Here is an 18,820-nt window from a genome sequence, read left to right on the forward strand (position 1 = left end):
TTTTTACAGAGAGGTGGTATATTTTTAGATGTATTTGTAACACGGACTAGAGCCGTACAAATTCTAAACAGTCAAATTAATTTTTAATTGGTTTAATAGATCGTTTATACAAGAAATACCTTCGTAAGCTATATTATAACCACATTCATTAAAAATTAACAATTATGACATCAACTTTAGGAGGGAAAAGGGGCTTATCCGTTTACTTAGCTGATGACGATGTAACCGATCGAGAAGCCTTTGCAGAAGCATTAAACGAAATTGACAGGGACATTAGGCTAACAACGTTCCAAAATGGGGTAGAGGTGGTTGATAGAATTAGGTCCGAGAAATTCATACCCGATATAATTGTCTTGGATTTATACATGCCAAAAATGGATGGAGAAGAATGTTTAATAGCCCTTAGGAAAAAATCAAAGTTAAAAAACGTGCCTATAGTCCTATATTCCTCGGAATTTGATATTGATCGCATAGAAAAATTGTTTGAACTAGGTGCTAATCGGTATTTGATAAAGACCTCGTCATACGAATCGCTGGTATCGTCTCTGGAACGTATAGTAGAATCGCTTTTGCATAAGAATGCAGCTGAAGGAACATTGCATATAGCATAGTGATTTATTTGTCTCATGTACTCCAGAAGCGCTTGGCGATAGCGTAGTGTCTGGAAACAAAAACTATTTGTAGAACTATATATTTAAATACATCAAAGATTATTATTTAATATTGTTCGCTTTCAGCGGAGCGGTTGTGCTGGTCGCATTTGCCTCCATTTTCTTGAAAAAGATTAAGATATCCTATACGGTACCATTGCTAGTTATTGGGCTATTGTATTACTACTTCGGCCTGCCCGTATCTTGGCCAAATCCGGTTTGGAAGCATGAATATGTTAAAATATTGACAGAGATTATTGTAATTATCAGTCTCATGGGGGCAGGCCTAAAAATCGGAATGCGGTACGGCATTCGGCATTGGAAAGATCCGTTGAGACTTATATTTTTTACGATGCCACTCTATATATCTGCATTGACTGCAATTTGTTACTATTTTTTGGGCATGGATGGAGCGTCATCTCTTCTTGTAGCCTCTGTATGTGCACCTACAGACCCAGTTTTGGCCTCAGAACTACAGTTGCAGAAAGAAGAAATGTATGAAAATAAGAATACCGGAATAAGATATGCGTTAACGTCAGAAGCAGGATTAAATGATGGAATGGCATTTCCATTCGTGTTTTTAGCGATAATGTGGTCAAAAGTAGGTGCTTGGTCAGAGGTAGATGTTTACCATTGGATAAACTATTATGTACTCTATAAGATTTTGGGAGGTATTGTCATAGGCAGTATTTTAGGATATTCCTTCAGTCTTTTGATAACAAATACTCCCAGCAAATATAAAGATGAAATACTATCCGGTTTTATGGGTATTGGTTTGGCAATTCTTGCGTTCAGTATTGCAGAACTCTTGCATGCATATGGTTTCATAAGTGCCTTTTTTGCCGGTTTGTTCGCCCAGTACCATTATCACCTTAAAAGATCAAAAGAAGCTAAAAAGAAGGATGGGCAATCCAATGAGGATAAGCAAGAGCTTTTATTGTTCAATGAGAAAATTGAAGAATTTCTAATCGTGTTATGGACAATTATTTTTGGAGGCTTTGTTGCTTCGGGAATTTTGAACTATACGGATTGGAAAGGAGTGTTGGTAGCATTAACAGCCATCTTGTTTCTAAGGCCGTTGGCAGGTAGAATTGGCCTTTTGGGTAGTACGATTGAAGCAAATAAAAAATGGGCTGTTTCCTTTTTTGGTATTAAAGGAGTCGGTTCTTTTTTTTATCTGGCTTTTGCTTTATATGAAAGTAGTTTCTCATCTGCCAATGAAATATATGCCGTTGTTTCTTGCGTTGTTATCCTAAGTATATTGATACATGGATTGACAGGTCCTAGAATGGTCGATTATTTTAAGCGGACGAACCCTGGGTAATTGTACTTGCCATTCAAATGAAAATGGTGTAGGGCTCAATTAAATGTTGTAAAGAATATACGCTATCCAAATTACTATCAAGTAAAGTTTTGATGTAAAGAACGGCTGTATACTCATACTGCGTTTTTATTCGTATGTAGTTTTTGGAGCCGTTTCTAAGTTTTTTCTGGAATCTAATTGCACATTATCTGATTTCATTCTGATAGTTATAAGTGGAAACTTCCCAAGTGGAAAGCACAGTGTTGAATTTTCGGAATGAACCATTTATAATAGCTTGGTCGCCTTTATAGGATGCGCTTCTTGGCTTTCCAATCGACGCCTTTCAGTTTGCTTCTAAATGCTTTCCATTTTCACAAATTCAGCTAAGAGTTTTATTGCTTGAGAGAATAGGTATAAAACTTACTCCCCAACAAAATCCTTTTTCAAACGTAAAGGAAGTTCAGCTTCTTGGTTGATGAGTTTTTTCTTTCCGTTATCATCTTTTTGTAATTCAAAACTATCGTACAATCCACCTAAAGGAGTAAAAGCTTGGTATTTAATTGTGTTTTTGGACACCGTTATGATTTGGAACAATTGTGTGTATTCGCCACGGCGAGCCATCCAATCTTGATCTTGCGATTCGTACATCTTAGGACCGCTAACGGATACGGCATAGATAGTTCCCACGTCGGAAACAAGGGTTTTGCCTTGATCTTTGTTTAGATCATTTCCACGGGCATAGGTATGATCATGGCCTTGCAGTACCAAGTCCACTTTGTACTCATCGATCAAAGGTTTTAGTGCTTCGCGTAACGCTTTATTATCACGCCCTTTTGCAGTGGAATAGATAGGGTAGTGCATAAAAAGTGTAATCCATTTACGGGTGTTCATGGAGAGGGTTTCTTTTAACCATTTCATTACCTGTTTACGGGATTCAGGGTGCTCGTCAAACTGCTCCGCATCAAAAGAAATCAGTTTCATGTTTTGGTAATCTAGGGTATAGTAGGTCTCCATTTCCTCTAATTGAGGTCCATTTTGTGGCAAATTGAACTGGGGACTCCATAGGCTGGATAGCTTACCGTCTCTATATTCATGATTGCCCGGTGTCATTACGCTTGGTACCGTAGCATGAATGTAGCTTCCCGCATAGAACCATTCGCCCCATTCTTCGTTGGATTCACTGTGGTTGATCAAGTCTCCGGCATGTAGCATAAAATCAACATCGGGAACCATTTTGTAAGACTTACGGATAACTCTGGACCACATGGATTTAACATCGTTCTGCGCATCTCCAAAATATACGAAGCTGAAAGGCGCATCAACATCTGGGCTCGGCATTTCTATTTGAAACCATTCGCTCCAAGTACTATCGTTCATTTCCCCAAACCCCACACGATATGCGTATACTTTGCCAGGTTCCAGTTTATCGACCAAAACGGAATGATAAGCAGCCTTTACCAAAGCTTCCTTGTCACGGATATTTTCATTTTCGAACAGCTCCGTTTTCGCTACAATACGGCGTGCGACACCTGGTATGCGTATTTCAGGACCATGAGATTCTAGGGCAACTTCAATATAAGCCGTATCAACGGATTGTTCCGTGCGCCAGTTTACCGCAAAACTATGGGAAGGGTCTGCTGTTAGATTAACAATAATTCTATCGGGCACTTTAGAAGGAAATATCAATTTGTGGTCCACTGTATTAGAGAAACGGCTATAGTGGCTATGACCATGCATACTAGTCTCACTTGACTCTTGTGAAATACTGTATTGGTGTACGGCTAAAAAGAGTACTAAAGCGGAGAGGATTTGATGGAGTTTCATTAAGTGTTCTGTTTGGTTTGTGGTAATTGTGATACTAAGAAATAGAATTATTAAAAATAAGACACCTATGTTAGTAAACTATTTTCTAAGGGTTAAAAAAGGGGCAAGTTATGCCCCTTAATCAAATTGAGAAAAAAATGAAACTATTCCTTAAATTTTCTATTAATAAGGAAATTGTTCAACTCTTCAGGTAAGTCCGTTTGTATGATATTGATGTTCTTTTGCTTCAATAAAGCTTCAAAACCGGAATTCCTTTCTGTTTTTTCCATGGTGTCATATTTTCCTAAAGCATTCATCCATACGCGCACGTTGGCATCCAATATGCGTTTCATAAGTGCATCATCATAAAAACTTTCATCCACATGAATAACTTTAATGTAATTCCATTTTAAAATTTCTTCTACTTCACTCTGATTATGGGCCCGGGGCATAATTTTAATATCCGGACTTTTCTTATGAAGTTTTGGCGCTAGCTTATGGTCGTATAAAAAGAAGATAATCTGGTCTTCCATTGCATGTTTTTCTATAAGAACTAAGGCTTTGTCAATGTGTTTGGGCGCTGCTTTAAAGTCTATATCAATAAGTATTTTTCCTGTAGCTTCTAAGAGTACCTCTTCTAAAGTAGGCACCTGTTCATCGGTCAAATCATCTTTATGCTTAAGGCGAAGGCTCCTTATTTCTTCGAATGTAAGCTGTTCTACCTTACCGAATCCGTTTGTCGTACGGTCTACGGTTCGGTCGTGCATCACTACCAATTTATTATCTTTTGTAACCCGGATGTCCAATTCAACAATGGCTATTCCCATACGTATGCTTTCGCGAATTGCAGCAATGGAGTTTTCAGGATAATTCTGGTGAGCGGCCCTATGGGCCGCCACTAGAATCTTTTCTGGTCTGTGGTTAAAATCGTATAGAATACTATCTACCTTTTTGGTTTGACAGAAACCTTGGTTAATGCACAAAAAAGCAAAAAGGATAGTACTAACGCCTATTTTTAGATTCATTTTTATCGATTTTGATTAGCCGTTTTCATAGTTCTTAATCCTTTGCTTTCAAGGTATTCCAGTAGTTCCTCAGGTCTATCGGTCATGATGGCATTGGCACCTTGTTCAATTAACCAGCCCCAAGCTTTATCAGGTCCTTCCAACAAAGCCATTTCATCAGTTCTACCTGCACAAAGTTCATCCCACAGGGCAATGGCCAAAAAGCCATCACCGTTCTTTTTCATTTGTGATTTGGCAATTCTAAGGGGTTCGGCTTCCTCGGTATCAAAAATAGTTTCGTAGTAAAAGGGGTCAATGTCTTTTTCATATCCTTGATATAACTCTTTTACTTTTGGGTTCTTGTACCAAAGTTTGGGCATGTATATAATACTATCCATTAAAGAGCCGTATTTTTGGCGCATCACCGTAATATCATCATTACCTTTAAAGATAGCATGGTCTACTGTTTTGGTCTTCTTCAATACTTCATAAGATTCTCTTACCCACTTACTTTCGGTCTTGTCCAAGTTTACCATGACCTTTCCCTTTACCAAGTTCATAACCTCTTCTAGTGTAGGCACCTGTTGGTTGGAATGTCTCACCCCAGCTGCATTTTTCAATCGAAATTGTTTTATTTCCGCTAAGGTCAATTCGCTTACTTTTCCAGTTCCGTTGGTTGTCCTGTCCACGGTGGTATCGTGCATAGCCACTAAGTGACCATCTTTGGTAAGTCTAAAATCCAGTTCTATAACATCAATACCCAAGTCTATGCAACGTTGAATGGCCATTAATGAATTTTCTGGAGCATAGCGCCAATCTCCTCTGTGGGAAATGGCAACGATATATTCTGCAGACGGATTTTTAAGCTGATGTAAAATTTGCGCGGCCTTGCTTTGGGATGCGTTGTGGGACTCTTGCCCCACAACTATTTGCATTCCAAATATGAAAAATAAAAGCCCCTGGATTGTGCGTTTCATCTGTTTTTTCATAATCTGTTCTTAGTATCCTGGATTTTGAACCAATGCCGGATCTGCCGCAATTTGACTTGCAGGCAACGGTAGTAATAATTTATTGGCATCTGTGATACCTAATACGGACTGTGCACGGTCTTGGCGCAATAAATCGAACCAACGGTGACCTTCCCATACCAACTCTAAACGTCTTTGTAAATCTATTTCGGCGAACAATGAGGTCTTATCGGTAGAACCACTATAATCCCCAAGATTTGCTCTGTTACGAATTTCGTTCAAATAAGAGACTGCATCCGTGGAGTTGCCCAATTCGTTTTCTATCTCGGCCAGCATGAGAAGCACGTCTGCATAACGCAGTACCACCCAATCGCTAGGGGAATCGCCTATTACCGTAGTTGGCACGGCAATTTTATTGTTATATGCTAAACCAGATTCCAGTTGGCCTACAAATACGTCCTTTCGGCTATCGGTATCATCATACAATGCGAAAAAATCAGGTTTAAGTACGCCATGTCCCTTTGTTCCGGCCATACCGCCATCTTGTCTTCCCGTTGGGTTGAACATTCTATAGGCATCTGAACCTTCTCCATTTGAGTTTATTCCTGATGCGTACTGAACTACAAAAATGAGCTCTTCATTAAGTTCGTTATCAACCGAAAATACTTCGTCTACCGCAATCAGATTATGGGCATTGGAGTTTACAACTTTTAACAAGCTTTCCTTAGCTGCAGAATAATCTCCTAGGGTAAGATGAACCTTGCCTAGAAGCGCTTGTGCTGCAGTTTTTACCACACGTCCTCTATTACTGTCATTCCGAATGGGGAGCACAATTTCCGCAGCCTCCAAATCTGAAATAATTTGAGCATAGACTTCCGTAACGGAGGTTCTGGACTGGCCAAAATACTCTTGTGGATTTTCAACTTCATCAACAATTAAAGGAACATCACCAAAGGTTCTCACTAAATTGAAATAAAGTAATGCTCTAATGAATAACATTTCTCCAGTCCGCGCTTCTTTTAATGCGGCATCTTCAAACTCTACTTCTTGAATTCTGCTGAGCACAATATTGGCTCTTTGAATGCCTTTGTAGGTGTCTTCCCAAACATCGGCTATAAGGCTACTTTGCGGAATAACGATAAAGTCGTCCAGCATCCCATAGTTTCCACCATCATTGGCTGGAGTTTCATCATAGGCATCTTCGCCCGGAAGTTCTCCAACAGCGGGCATGGCCGTGTCATAAACACCTGTAAATTGCAGGGTAGCGAATACGGCATTTACCGCTTCTTCCATTTCTGCCTCATTGGCATAGAAATTATCGGCAACCTTAGTGGTGGTTGGGTTCTGAATCAATTCTTTTTCGCAGCTTACCAATCCCAGAGCAAGAACTGCAATAGTTAAGGATATATACTTTTTCATTTGAATAGCTTTTTAGTATGAAATTTTTAAACCGATTGTATAGGTCTTGGAAATAGGATAGTTACCGCCGGAGTTGTAGCCGGACGTAAGTATATCACTTGAAGTACCATCTGGGTTCCAACCTCTCCATTTGGTAGAGGTAAACAGGTTATTTCCTGAAAAATAAACTTGTAAGCCGGAAAGTTTGATTCTCTCCAATAAGTTTTCCTGAAAATTATAACCTACGCGGAGGTCTCTAAATCTGAAATAATCACCATTGTTTTCTTCTACAGTTACAGAACTACGCAGAATTTTTCTTGAGTTGGAGAAATTACCAAAGTTGGGCTGACCCAAAAATCCGTCAGGATTGTTGACCGGGTGGTACCTATTGTCAAAGTAATATTGCGTAGGAACCCCAAAGCCTTCCCCGGATTCGGTTATGGAGCTAAGGTCGCCATCCAATAATGTTCTTCCCTCTACACCGGCAAAATTGGCACTTAAGGTAAAGCCTTTGTAATCTAGGTTTACACCAAAACCATAGGTAAAATCAGGAGCATAAGTACCTTTGGATGTTTTGTCCTCATCATCTATAACACCATCGTTATTGATGTCCACAACTTTTAAATCACCCGTAAGGGTACCGTCTAAATGTGGTGTTGAGTCAATTTCTTCCTGTGTTTTAAATACACCATCTAAGGTATACCCATAGATTTCGGCAATAGGTCTACCAATTTGAGTTGTAAAAAGTTGGTCCCTACCCGTAGCAATTTTATCTTGCCCAGGCCCTAAAGCAATAACCTTGTTCTCATACGAGGTTAGGTTGGCGTTGAACCCAACGCCTAACTCTCCTACTTTAAAACCGTTCCCGGATATCTGAAATTCCCAGCCTTGGTTTTCCATTTCACCAATATTGGCCAATACATTATCATAACCTGTTTGCTGTGGAACGGGAACATCCAATAGCAAATCTTTGGTGTTGGTCTTATAATAGGCCATGTTGAAGTTCAGTTTGTTATTGAACAACCCAAGGTCCAGACCAATGTTAAAAGAAGAAGCTACTTCCCAACCCAAATCTGGATTAGGGGCAGATGTGGTAATATATCCTGGTGCAATACCACCATCAAATACATAGTTGGAATCCGTTACCAATGCTTTAGAAGCATAGGTTCCAATCTGGTTGTTTCCAGTTTGACCCCAACTGGCCGATATCTTACCAAAACTTACTACATCATTTTGAGGAAAAAAACCTTCTCTGGTAAATACCCAACCGCCTGCAACGGAAGGGAAATTACCCCATCTGTTATTGATTCCGAACCTTGAAGATCCATCACGACGAATAGCTGCCGATATCAGATACTTTGAATCAAAATCATACTGTAAACGAGCCAAGTAGGATTCTAATGTCCATATACCTACATCCGCCGATGCGGTAAAAGCACTTGCACCCGCAATATTTTGAATGTTATCATCTGCGAAACCGGTACCGATTACCCTAGTATAATCCGTTTTTTCCTTTTGAAACGTATAACCACCTAAAAGGTTAAGGTGATGTTTGCCAAAACTCTTATCGTATGTTAAGGTGTTTTCAAGCAAATAATTGATTTTATTCTGCTTACGTTGTTCACCGTTAGCATCCGCTCTAGGGGCTGGAGTCCGGTAAGATCCCACGCTAATAGGGTAGTAGTAGTCGCGAACATAGGAATCATAATCGCCTCCTAAAGAAAATTTATAGGTTAGGCCCTCTAGAATTTCTGCATCAATAAAGGCATTACCAAAAATCCTAAATCGTTTTTTAACGTCCGTAATTAAATTGGCAGTGGCAATTAGGTTTTCTACTGGTGTACCATTAATACGGACGCCTTCAACCTCATGCTGTTCGTGTACAAGCTGGTCACTAATATTAATACTTCCATCTGACTTATAAGGGCTGTAAAATGGAAAATTAAGAACGGAAAGGCCAAGCACACCGTTGCTTCGGCTACCTTGGTCTACTGAGTTTTCAATGGAGTACGTAGGTTTTAGGTTGATACCAAATTTGACCTTTTCCGAGATTTGACTCTGAAGATTTACCGATCCCGAGTAACGCTTAAAATCCGTACCAACCACAACACCTTCTTGATCATAATATCCCAAAGATGTGTAATAGGTTGTTTTTTCATTCCCCCCAGAAACGGATAGCGCATAGTTGGACAAGGCTGCATTCCTAAAACCTTCATCGATCCAGTCCGTATTCACAAGGCCGGGCTCTCCATTTAGGTAGGGTGTTAATTCTGGCAAGAAAAGTTCACGGCCGTCTATCTGTTTTCCATCAATAAGTTTTGTAACCCTCACGGAGTTCGGATCGATTTCACTCCTATTAGCAGGGTCTTTAGAAACATAACCCCAGTTTCTAGCTTCGGTCAGGAATTGAGCAAATTCATAACCGTCCACCAATTCTACACCCGAGCTTTGCTGTTGCACACCTCCGTAAGTTTCTAAGGTTACGGTTGTTTTTTGATTACGGGTACCGGATTTTGTAGTAATCAATATTACTCCATTCGCAGCTCTTGAACCATAAATGGATGCTGAAGCGGCATCTTTTAGAATATTGATTTCGGCTATATCGTTAGGGTTTACGGAACTTAAAGAACTTCCCTCTGTAAGCGGAAAGCCATCAACTACGATTAAAGGGTTGGTACCCGCAGTTAGTGTTCCTGTACCTCTAATGATAATTTGCGAATCTGAACCAGGTTGACCGTTGGATTGGTTGATGATTACCCCGGAAATTTTACCGGCCAATTGCTGATCGACCGTAGCAGCGGTAACATTTTCAAGTTCGCTGTTCTTTATCTCGGAGACCGACCCAACCACCTTTGCTCTGGCTTGTTGACCATACCCAATAAGTACAACCTCTTGCAGGGCAGAGGAAGCCATAGATAATTTAATATCTATTTGAGTTTCGTTTCCTACCGGAACATATTCGGTATTATAACCAATATATGATACCACCAGTACCGCATCCGGACCTACATTAATACTGTAGTTACCATCAAAATCGGTAGCGGTGCCGTTAGTAGTTCCTTTTTCTACAATAGAGGCGCCAGGTAAGGGTTGACCGGTTTCGTCTAGAACCCTTCCTTCAACTTGCTGAAAAATTAGGTCTACAACTTTATTTTCGGTTTGCTTTCGTCGATCTATAGAAATATTCTCATCTATTCGTCTAAAAGCAAGACCCGCATCCTTGGCCAGAATTTCTAAAACGGACTTTAACGAAACTCCACTGTAATTAAAATTGTACCTGTTTTTTAAATTGATAATGGATCGACCGTATACGAAGTTAAATGTAGTTTGGTCCTCAATAGTAGAGATAACCTCTTCTATAGAGGCATTTTTTAGGGATAGTTCTACGGAAACTTGGTCTAATCGTTGGGCTTCAACCGTCGATGCGAAAAGAGGGTTCATTAGCGCAACAATCACAAGTAGAACGGTAATTTTCATTGTCAACGCAATAAATTGTTTAATACTTAGTGAATTCATAACTTCACAGAATGTTTAATGGTTATCTATTTAATCGTTAAATGCTATGCAGTCTGTTGATCCTCGCCAAAGTGTCACAGGCTGCTTTTTTTTCTGAGTCTATTTTATTTACATGGTGGTATAGGTTTTAATGGTTGCATGATCCTTTTAATAAAATGGTATGGTTTTCTAAATACTCGTAATCCATTCCTTTGGTAGCAAATTTTATACTCTCTAGAACTACGTGGAGTTTTGCTTTCTCATAACGTGCCGTAACATGGCAATTTTTAAGGGATGGAGACTGAAAGTCTATTTCAATACCGTACCATCTGGTGAGCATTTTAGAAGCCTCTAAGAAAGTGATATCGTTAAATCTGATAATTCCATTTTTCCAATCTAGATAGTTTTCATTATCAACGGTAGAGGTAATAAGTTCATCACCTTTTTTACTGTATGCAGCCATTTGATTGGGAGTAAGATATACCGTATTGATGGCACCATCTTTATTTTCCGATTGTACCCGTACTTTTCCCGTCCTGACAGTTACTGAAATATTTTCGCTAAAGTCATAAGCGTTTACATTGAACGAGGTTCCCAATACCTGAGTGGTTACATTCTCTGTATGGATTATAAACGGTTTATTGGGATTCTTTGCTACTTCAAAAAATGCTTCACCATTTAGCTTCACTTCTCTTGTAGATAGCGCATTGAAACTTTCGGGAAACTCAATACTGCTGCCCGCATTTAAGGTAATTTTTGTTCCGTCTTGCAGCGTTAAAGTAGAACGTTGACCCCATTCCGTAGATTTAGTTACAAAAGATTGGGCAACTACATTTTCTTTTTCAAATGGGTTGATGGTATAAAAAGCAGCACTTAAACTAAATAAAAGTAAAACCATTGCTGCAGCAATTTTCAACCATTTGTAGGTTTTGGTTGAGTGGGTTTTGTTAGGGGCTATTCCCTTTTTAAGAATGTGGGAATATATTTCCGATTGAATACGGAACTCTTCTTCTATTTCCGGCAAAGTAGCATCGGCATCAGTATAGCTGTCAAGAACTTTATCCAAAAGCTCCTGTTCCTCTTGGGAACAGTTGCCTGAAATGTATTTGTCTATTAAATTTTGAAGTTCTTTTTCCGTCATTACTATGGTGCTCTATAAGTAAGAGAGAAAAAAGAAGGTTAACCCTAAGCAAGAAAGTGCTTTTTTTGAAAAAAATAATTTTAAGAAGCAATAACCGGAGTTAATTGTTTGATTGATTGGGTGATATGATATTCAACGGTTTTTATTGAAATATTTAATTTATGGGCAATTTCTTTGTTAGAAAGGTCATCATACCTGCTCATGGTAAAAATTTGCTTGGTCTTCAATGGTAATGTATTAATACCATTTTCAATTTTGGACTTCGTTTCCTTAAAGTCCAACTCCCGCTCCGTGTTGTTTTCTAAATCGGCAAGATTTATCTGAGTTAGTAAATCAGAATATTTTTTGTTTTTCCTTATATATTCTAAGCATTTGTATTTAGTTGCAGAAAACAAGTAAGATTTTACATTTTTAATTTCAAGTTCTTTCCTTTTTGTCCAGAGATTACAGAAAACATCCTGAACTACATCTTTGGCTTCTGTTTCGTTTTGTAAAAGTTTAAGAGAGAATAGATAAAGACTTTTCCAGAGCCGGTCATAGAGTTGCTTAAAAGCAACCTCGTTGTCCTTGAGAGTAAGCAAAAACAAATTGGCATCTGAGATTTTCATAGGTGTGGTCTAACACCTGCAATGATACCTAGATAAGTTAACGCATATATTACCTAAACTTTAATTTTGTCTTATAATAACTTGAATTGAGTGGCACATATGTTGATTTAATATGTTGAGAGTACTTTGGAGGCAGAAAACACGCTAACCGTAAAAGGTATCCACACAGGTGCCTCTTCAAATTTCCCTCCCAATACATATCAATACCCATAGGAAACAACGCGGCCAAAGATCCGATGTAGTTCAACACCACATTCATGCTCGGTCAATACCGACCGCACGGATGCTTACTTATTAGCACCAGTATTTATTTCAGAACATTCAATTTTCTAAGACCAAGAAGAGTTAAATCCAACCTTTTTTTAATAAATGAATCGAAATCAAACTCTTTTTTAGGCTCTAGATTTGTGGCAAATAGGTATGTATTGTTTTTAAATTCAGCAACTAATTTCTCTTTCGGGATGCTTGCTCTTTTTTAAAAAGTATTTTCTACTTCCGCAGCTTCAAGCATAAAGTAGTGTAGGTCCGTATTCTTTATAAAGGGTTTTAAATGTTGGCTTCCCGGTCCGTACATGGCCAATTCAACATAATCGGCAGAATGCTGCATACTGATCCAACCCACAGAATTGTGTTTTGACTGTATTTCTGCCAAAACCTTAAAAGGAAGTTTCTTTGGATTGTATAGGCCGTCTTCCGTTTGTAATTCGGAATAGTAACTTAATAATAGTTTTGCTTTTTCGTCCGTAAGCGGCATTGCATTGGCATAAGCTACTCTTTCCTTCAATTGGGATACGGATGTTTCTTTGCCGATACCGTTCAAAATCCACTCATTGGTGTGTTTGTATTTCTGGACGGAATCAAAATTATCGTTTGTCTCTTTTCCATAAATCAATCCTGGGTTGGCATTACCGTGGTCTGTGGTGATAATGACTAAAGTTTCGCCGTCTTGCTCGGCAAAATCCATAGCTACTTGTATAGCGTCGTCATGCGCCACTTGATCGTACAAAAGGCCGGCAATATCGTTCCCATGTGCGGCCCAATCTACTTTTCCGGCCTCTACCTGTAATACAAAACCTTTAGGGTGGTCTTTCATGGCTTCAATGGCTTTATGCGTCATTTCGGCAAGCGTAGGTACTTTTTGCAGAAGTTCTTTACTATTATTTCTATCTATGGAGTAGGGAAGTGCACCATCATTAAAAACCCCTAAAATTGGTTTATCTATAGATGCCGAAAGCATTTCATTTCTGGTTTGTACCACTTCATAACCGTTTGATGAAAAATCTTTGTACAAATTCTTTTTGTCTTTTCGCTTCTCCGGAGAAAAGTACGTATCGCCCCCCCCCATCATTACATCAAATTTTTGTTGCAAGTATTTCTCGGCAATCTGTTCCTGGGCGTTTCTTGATTTGGAATTAATACAGAATCCGGCTGGAGTAGCGTGGGTGATGGGTACCGTGGTGACACAACCCGCTTTTTTTCCTGCTTGTTTAAATTTCTGCCAGATAGGAAGGTGTTCTTCTCCGTTTTTGCTCACGTTTAATGCGCCATTATCAATACGCACACCTCCGCCCCAAGAGGAGCTTGCCGCAGCGGAATCCGTTACTATAGAACTGGCGGAAGCCATATCCATAAGTGATCTGGTTACCTTATTGTCTTTATACAGTTGCAACCAATTGGTGCCTGTACCTATTTTTCTGGAAAGGTACAAATCGGCCATGTTCAATGTGCCAATACTCATACCATCACTAACCACTACGATAATGTTTTTTGCTTTTTTGTTTTTGCCGGAGTTCCCGATACTATTGGCAGTACTGTTAAAAGGGTGAAGTAAGGATGTCCCAAGCGTAAGCAGCGATCCGTTTCTAAAAAATTTTCTTCTGTTCATTTTTATGTTATTTTGGTATGAAAGTGTTGTTTTATTTTAATTTAAACCCGGAACAATCGGTTAGGATGTAATTAAAGTGCTCAACATCGTCTTTGTTGAGTTTTAAGGTGCCTGTTATAAGCACTACATCGTCTGTATTAAAGTTGGGTTTAGTTTTAAAATGAAGTTCTACTGCTGTTTCCGGTCCTCCGTTACCACAAAAGAAACAGGAAGCCAATGGATTCTTAGATAGAATAATGAGTTCCCCATTGGGGTCTACATCTAAGAAATAACCGGATAGGGTTACTTCTTTGCCTTGAAGGTTGATTATTTCTTGACTGAACTCCGGGTACAGAAAGTTGGAATCATAGGTGGGGAAATATTTCTCTGTGTAATCTACTTTGGCCAAATCGTCCCAGGTAATGTCTACCTGCCCCATGGCGGTAATGGAAACGAGAAAAAATAGCGCGTATAAAAGGTTATGTTTCATCACTTAAAATTTTTGAGATGTTCATTTTTAACAGAGGAATAATGGCCAATGCTACGGAAACCATAGCTATAGCTATTACTATGAGCAGCGTTCTTAGCATTTGGTCCGTAGAAAATGTGAGAACGATATCCTGTTGAAACTGGGATTTGAATACATCGATAATAAAATGTATCCCGATAAGGGAAAACAAAAAACCAAATATCAAGGATGCCAATACCATTAGCATACCCTCAAAACCCACAATACGGAACAGCTGAAAGTTACTGGCACCATAGGTACGCATCAAAGCAAGGTCAAAAGCACGTTCGCGCACCATCTTGTATAGACCGATAAAAATAGAAACACAGGATATGAGTAGAATAATATAGGCGATCCAGGAGATTGCTTTGACCCCAACGCCCGTAAAGCGAAACAGTCGCTCTAGCTCATACTTGGGCAAGGCGGCCTGCATGTCCGTATTGGAATTAATATTTCTTGGCATGGTCATGAGACCCATGGGGTTTCTAAAGGAAACCAGAATAGAGGTTACTTCCCTATCATCTTCTTTTTCATGCAAATCGTGTGCATTATGGTCTTCATGGTTTTTGTGATTCTCATGTTCACTATGGGAATCATGTTCTGGTTCTAAATGGGCTTCCTCATGGCCGTCATGGTCTTCATGGTCGTGAACATCCCAGATACTTTCTAGGTTGGTTACGATCAATCTATCTATTACTTTGTAAGTTGGCTTGTAAATACCGACCACCGTAAAGGATTCTTCATGTTGTTCGATTGAATTTTCGGTTAGTCCGTGCGAACTCACAAATGTATCGCCCAGTTTTAAGCCTGATCGTTGGGCTACATCGTTGCCTAAAACGGCTTCCATAGCACTCTCAACTTCTCTTCCTTTTAGTAGTTCCGCACTGTATATTTTAGCGAAACCCAGCGTAGCGCCTACGATACGGTGGCCTTTGTAGCTATCGCCATAGGAGATGGGTACGGCTTCTTTTACCAAAGGATTTTTTTTCATTTTTGCCACTTCGCTGTACGCGATATTCCCCGTTGGGTTATCTATGTGCAGTACAGAGGAAAGCACCAATTGTAGCGGGCTTCCCTTGGCACCAACTACCATTTCTGTAGTACCCAAACCATTTTCAAATTGGTTTTGTATGGAAGTATCCAACTGTTGAATGCCCAATAGAAGGCCAATACTGATGGATAGGGAAAATATACTTAAAAACGCATAGAGCGGTTTATGGATAAGGTTCTTAAGGCTTATTTTCCAATTGTTCATAGCGTAATAACATTTTTAAACGCAGACTTAATGCGATTGTCATGGGTAATGACTACCAAATTCGCTCCGTTTTTCTCTGCCTGTTGTTGTAACAATCGCAATACGGCCATACAATTTTCATCATCCAGACTTGAGGTGGGTTCGTCAGCTAGAATTACATGTGGATGATGTACTACGGCCATAGCGATTCCTAAACGCTGTAGTTGTCCTTCACTGAGCTCATTGATTCCCTTACTTTTAGTCTCGCTTAAGTCCAATTGCTCCAACAAGGAGTCGATCACGGTAGGGTTGATGGACTTTCCGCTAAAAAAAAGACGGGCCTTTAAGTTGTCCAGAACGTTTAACGACCTGACAGCATGATTTTTTTGAAATACTAGCCCAATATGCTGCCCGCGATATTTATCCAATTGTGAGTGAGACAGCTTGTTGATCTCTACGTTATCTATCACTAGCGTTCCGCTTGCAGGCTTAAGTAGACCGGCCAAAAGATGTAGCAGGGTTGTTTTTCCTATTCCGGATTTTCCTAAAATGAGTAAACTTTCCTGCTCTTTTAAATCTATGTTGGGAAAGCGGAACGTATGTTCCGCTTTTTTATAATGAAATGTGAGATTGTCTGTTTGAACCATCTTAAAATTGTATTACTACTATTGCTACGCTATGGGCCATTGGTCTTGTTGCGGGAATAATTGATTTGCCCAAAGGTCTATTTCCGGCTCCGTGAGCAGGCAATTTTTCAATTCTGAAATCATTTTTTCTTTGTTTATATGCTGCCCGATAAAAACCAATTCAATTTTGCGATCACCAAAAAGAACATCCCAATCCGATTCAATTTGATTCTGGTTGTCACAAAAAGAGGCATAGTTTATTCGTTCTGAAAAAGGCATGGATGTCCACCAGACACCGGCAGAATCAGCTTTGCAAGAACCTCCTGCAGAGCTCCATAACAATGCTTGGTCCGATCTAGATGCCAACCAAAACAACCCTTTACTTCTAATAATATTTTGAGGGAAGCTTTGGTTGAGGTAGGTTAAAAAACGTTCTGGGTGAAATGGTTTTTTACTTCTGAAGACAAAGGAACCTATTCCGTATTCTTCGGTTTCGGGCACATGTTCTTTTTCCAGTTCTTGGATCCACCCTGCCGAGGCCTCTGCTTTCTCATAATCGAACAACCCTGTGTTGATAACATCCACTAGTTCTACTTTAGATTCAGTAGCTGTAATAATACGCGCTTCGGGGTTCAATTTATGAATAATAGCCCTAAGTTCTTTTAATTGATCGGACGTAATTAAATCAATTTTATTGATGATGATTACGTTGGCAAATTCAATTTGATCGGTAAGTAAATTAACAATGGTTCTATGGTCTCCTTCAATATCCGTTAACGACCTGGTGGTAAGATAGTCCGGGCTGGAAAAGTCTTTTAAGAAGTTAAACCCATCTACTACGGTAACCATGGTGTCAACATAACTGAAACGGCTCAGATCAATAGTGCCATCTTCACTTTCAAAGGTAAAGGTCTGTGCCACGGGTATAGGTTCGCTTATGCCCGTACTTTCTATCAATAGGTAATCGAATTTATTCTGGGCGGCAAGTTTTTCCACTTCTACCATAAGATCTTCACGAAGGGTACAGCAAATACATCCATTGGACATTTCTACCAGTTTTTCCTCGGTTCTAGATAGTGTATTTTCATTTTCAATGAATTGGGCATCTATATTTACTTCGCTCATATCATTTACGATAACAGCTACTTTTAACCCTTCTTTGTTATGTAAAATATGATTGAGTAAGGTGGTTTTTCCAGCACCTAGAAAGCCACTTAATACGGTTACAGGTAGTTTTTTCATTTCCATACGATTTAAAATTTAAGAGACGCTTAGTATTTTTTCTAGCTGAAGTTTTTTTCTTCTATGTTGAAATTGATGCGTTAAGGCTTTGTTGTATTATTTTTTCTAAAATTTCAGGACTACTGCCTGGTCCTATGGCCAAGAGCTTGGTGCCGGTTATGGGAACACCGTTAAAAGGTCTAATATGGACCTCGCCATCTGGGTTGCGTTCAAAATAAGTGTAAGCACTTTCCTCATTGATTTGAGCACAGCCTTTTACCCTGAGTATGTTTTTGGGGAGGGCTTCACAAATCCTATGGATACACTCTAGGTGGGACAAAATGGGCAAATCTGCAGAGCAGGAAGACCAATGTGCTTTGTGATGCTCCATTTTTTGAGGCGCATTGGTAGCGGGTAAAAGTTCTGGAAGAAGCGAAATATTTAAATCTTCCATAGTGCTAATTCGTGCCAGTGGATTGAGCGCTTTTATTTCCTTAACGACTACATCCTGTCGGCTTTTGGTTGTATTTTCTAAGTGCGTTAAAACAAGAAGTGAGGAAACCTGAATCTGATTGGCTTCCAATTCATTATGTTCTCCCCGTTTTTGCCAATTTTTAACATCCACAACAGATATTTGAATAGGGGGGAAGAACCTATCATTTAGGCCTACGCCTAAGAACTCCATAAGAGAGCAAGCATCAGAAGTACCATTGGCTTCAATTAAAGTAATTCCGTTCTTTCTTTCCGCAATTCTATTTACGATGTTTCTAAGCTCTACTATACCACTACAACAAATACAACTGCCTGTAAGCGCTTTAATGCTATTGGTTTGCATTTGCGCTATAAATTGCTGGGCATCCATATCTGCATTCTCATAATCATTAAGAATCAAAAAGGGGTTCCAACCTTTCTCAGAAAAACTATCTATTAAAAACTTTAATAAAGTAGTTTTTCCTGCTCCCAAAAAGCCAACAATTGTAATAATCGCTTCCATATG

At 39.3% G+C, this 18,820-nt stretch carries 15 protein-coding genes; 2 read left to right on the forward strand and 13 right to left on the reverse strand.

The features are described from left to right. Positions 1–164: 164 nt before the first annotated feature. The gene (locus tag P0077_RS17010) at positions 165–611 is read left to right on the forward strand and encodes a response regulator (protein WP_276166404.1); all 447 of its coding nucleotides are present in this window, start codon (positions 165–167) and stop codon (positions 609–611) included. 136 nt (positions 612–747) lie between these two features. Continuing rightward, positions 748–1,974, forward strand: a complete 1,227-nt coding sequence (locus tag P0077_RS17015; protein ID WP_276169221.1) for a cation:proton antiporter — start codon at positions 748–750, stop codon at positions 1,972–1,974. Between the two features lie 399 nt (positions 1,975–2,373). On the opposite strand, the gene P0077_RS17020 is transcribed toward P0077_RS17015, so the two are convergent. The 13 genes from P0077_RS17020 to P0077_RS17080 form a co-directional block, all read right to left on the reverse strand. Then, positions 2,374–3,777, reverse strand: coding sequence for a purple acid phosphatase family protein (locus tag P0077_RS17020; protein WP_276166405.1), 1,404 nt, complete (start codon positions 3,775–3,777; stop codon positions 2,374–2,376). 143 nt (positions 3,778–3,920) lie between these two features. Then, the gene (locus P0077_RS17025; protein ID WP_276166407.1) at positions 3,921–4,781 is read right to left on the reverse strand and encodes a glycerophosphodiester phosphodiesterase family protein; all 861 of its coding nucleotides are present in this window, start codon (positions 4,779–4,781) and stop codon (positions 3,921–3,923) included. A 2-nt stretch (positions 4,782–4,783) separates the two neighbouring features. Then, a complete protein-coding gene (locus P0077_RS17030; protein WP_276166408.1) occupies positions 4,784–5,749 on the reverse strand; it encodes a glycerophosphodiester phosphodiesterase family protein in 966 nt (321 codons plus the stop codon). Positions 5,750–5,758: 9 nt separating this feature from the next. After that, complete coding sequence (locus P0077_RS17035) at positions 5,759–7,147, reverse strand: RagB/SusD family nutrient uptake outer membrane protein (protein ID WP_276166409.1); 1,389 nt, start codon at positions 7,145–7,147, stop codon at positions 5,759–5,761. Between the two features lie 12 nt (positions 7,148–7,159). Then, positions 7,160–10,642, reverse strand: a complete 3,483-nt coding sequence (locus P0077_RS17040; protein ID WP_276166410.1) for a SusC/RagA family TonB-linked outer membrane protein — start codon at positions 10,640–10,642, stop codon at positions 7,160–7,162. Positions 10,643–10,769: 127 nt separating this feature from the next. Beyond that, the gene (locus P0077_RS17045; RefSeq protein ID WP_276166411.1) at positions 10,770–11,762 is read right to left on the reverse strand and encodes a FecR family protein; all 993 of its coding nucleotides are present in this window, start codon (positions 11,760–11,762) and stop codon (positions 10,770–10,772) included. Between the two features lie 80 nt (positions 11,763–11,842). Continuing rightward, positions 11,843–12,370 (reverse strand): RNA polymerase sigma-70 factor, encoded by a 528-nt coding sequence (locus tag P0077_RS17050; RefSeq protein WP_276166412.1) that lies wholly within the window; start codon positions 12,368–12,370, stop codon positions 11,843–11,845. Between the two features lie 475 nt (positions 12,371–12,845). Next, positions 12,846–14,255 (reverse strand): alkaline phosphatase, encoded by a 1,410-nt coding sequence (locus tag P0077_RS17055; protein WP_276166413.1) that lies wholly within the window; start codon positions 14,253–14,255, stop codon positions 12,846–12,848. A gap of 31 nt (positions 14,256–14,286) precedes the next feature. Beyond that, positions 14,287–14,724: a hypothetical protein gene (locus P0077_RS17060; RefSeq protein WP_276166414.1), complete on the reverse strand. Its 438-nt coding sequence runs from the start codon at positions 14,722–14,724 to the stop codon at positions 14,287–14,289. Beyond that, entirely contained in the window at positions 14,714–15,997 is a 1,284-nt protein-coding gene (locus P0077_RS17065) for an ABC transporter permease (protein WP_276166415.1), read from the reverse strand. Before P0077_RS17065 ends, P0077_RS17060 begins: the two co-directional genes overlap by 11 nt. Continuing rightward, positions 15,994–16,623 (reverse strand): ATP-binding cassette domain-containing protein, encoded by a 630-nt coding sequence (locus tag P0077_RS17070; RefSeq protein WP_276166416.1) that lies wholly within the window; start codon positions 16,621–16,623, stop codon positions 15,994–15,996. Before P0077_RS17070 ends, P0077_RS17065 begins: the two co-directional genes overlap by 4 nt. 24 nt (positions 16,624–16,647) lie before the next feature. Further along, on the reverse strand, positions 16,648–17,844 hold the full coding sequence (locus P0077_RS17075) for a GTP-binding protein (RefSeq protein ID WP_276166417.1): 1,197 nt from the start codon (positions 17,842–17,844) through the stop codon (positions 16,648–16,650). A 61-nt stretch (positions 17,845–17,905) separates the two neighbouring features. Then, complete coding sequence (locus P0077_RS17080; RefSeq protein ID WP_276166418.1) at positions 17,906–18,817, reverse strand: GTP-binding protein; 912 nt, start codon at positions 18,815–18,817, stop codon at positions 17,906–17,908. Between the last annotated feature and the right edge of the window lie 3 nt (positions 18,818–18,820).

The organism is Zobellia alginiliquefaciens, assembly GCF_029323795.1.
Lineage (GTDB): Bacteria > Bacteroidota > Bacteroidia > Flavobacteriales > Flavobacteriaceae > Zobellia > Zobellia alginiliquefaciens.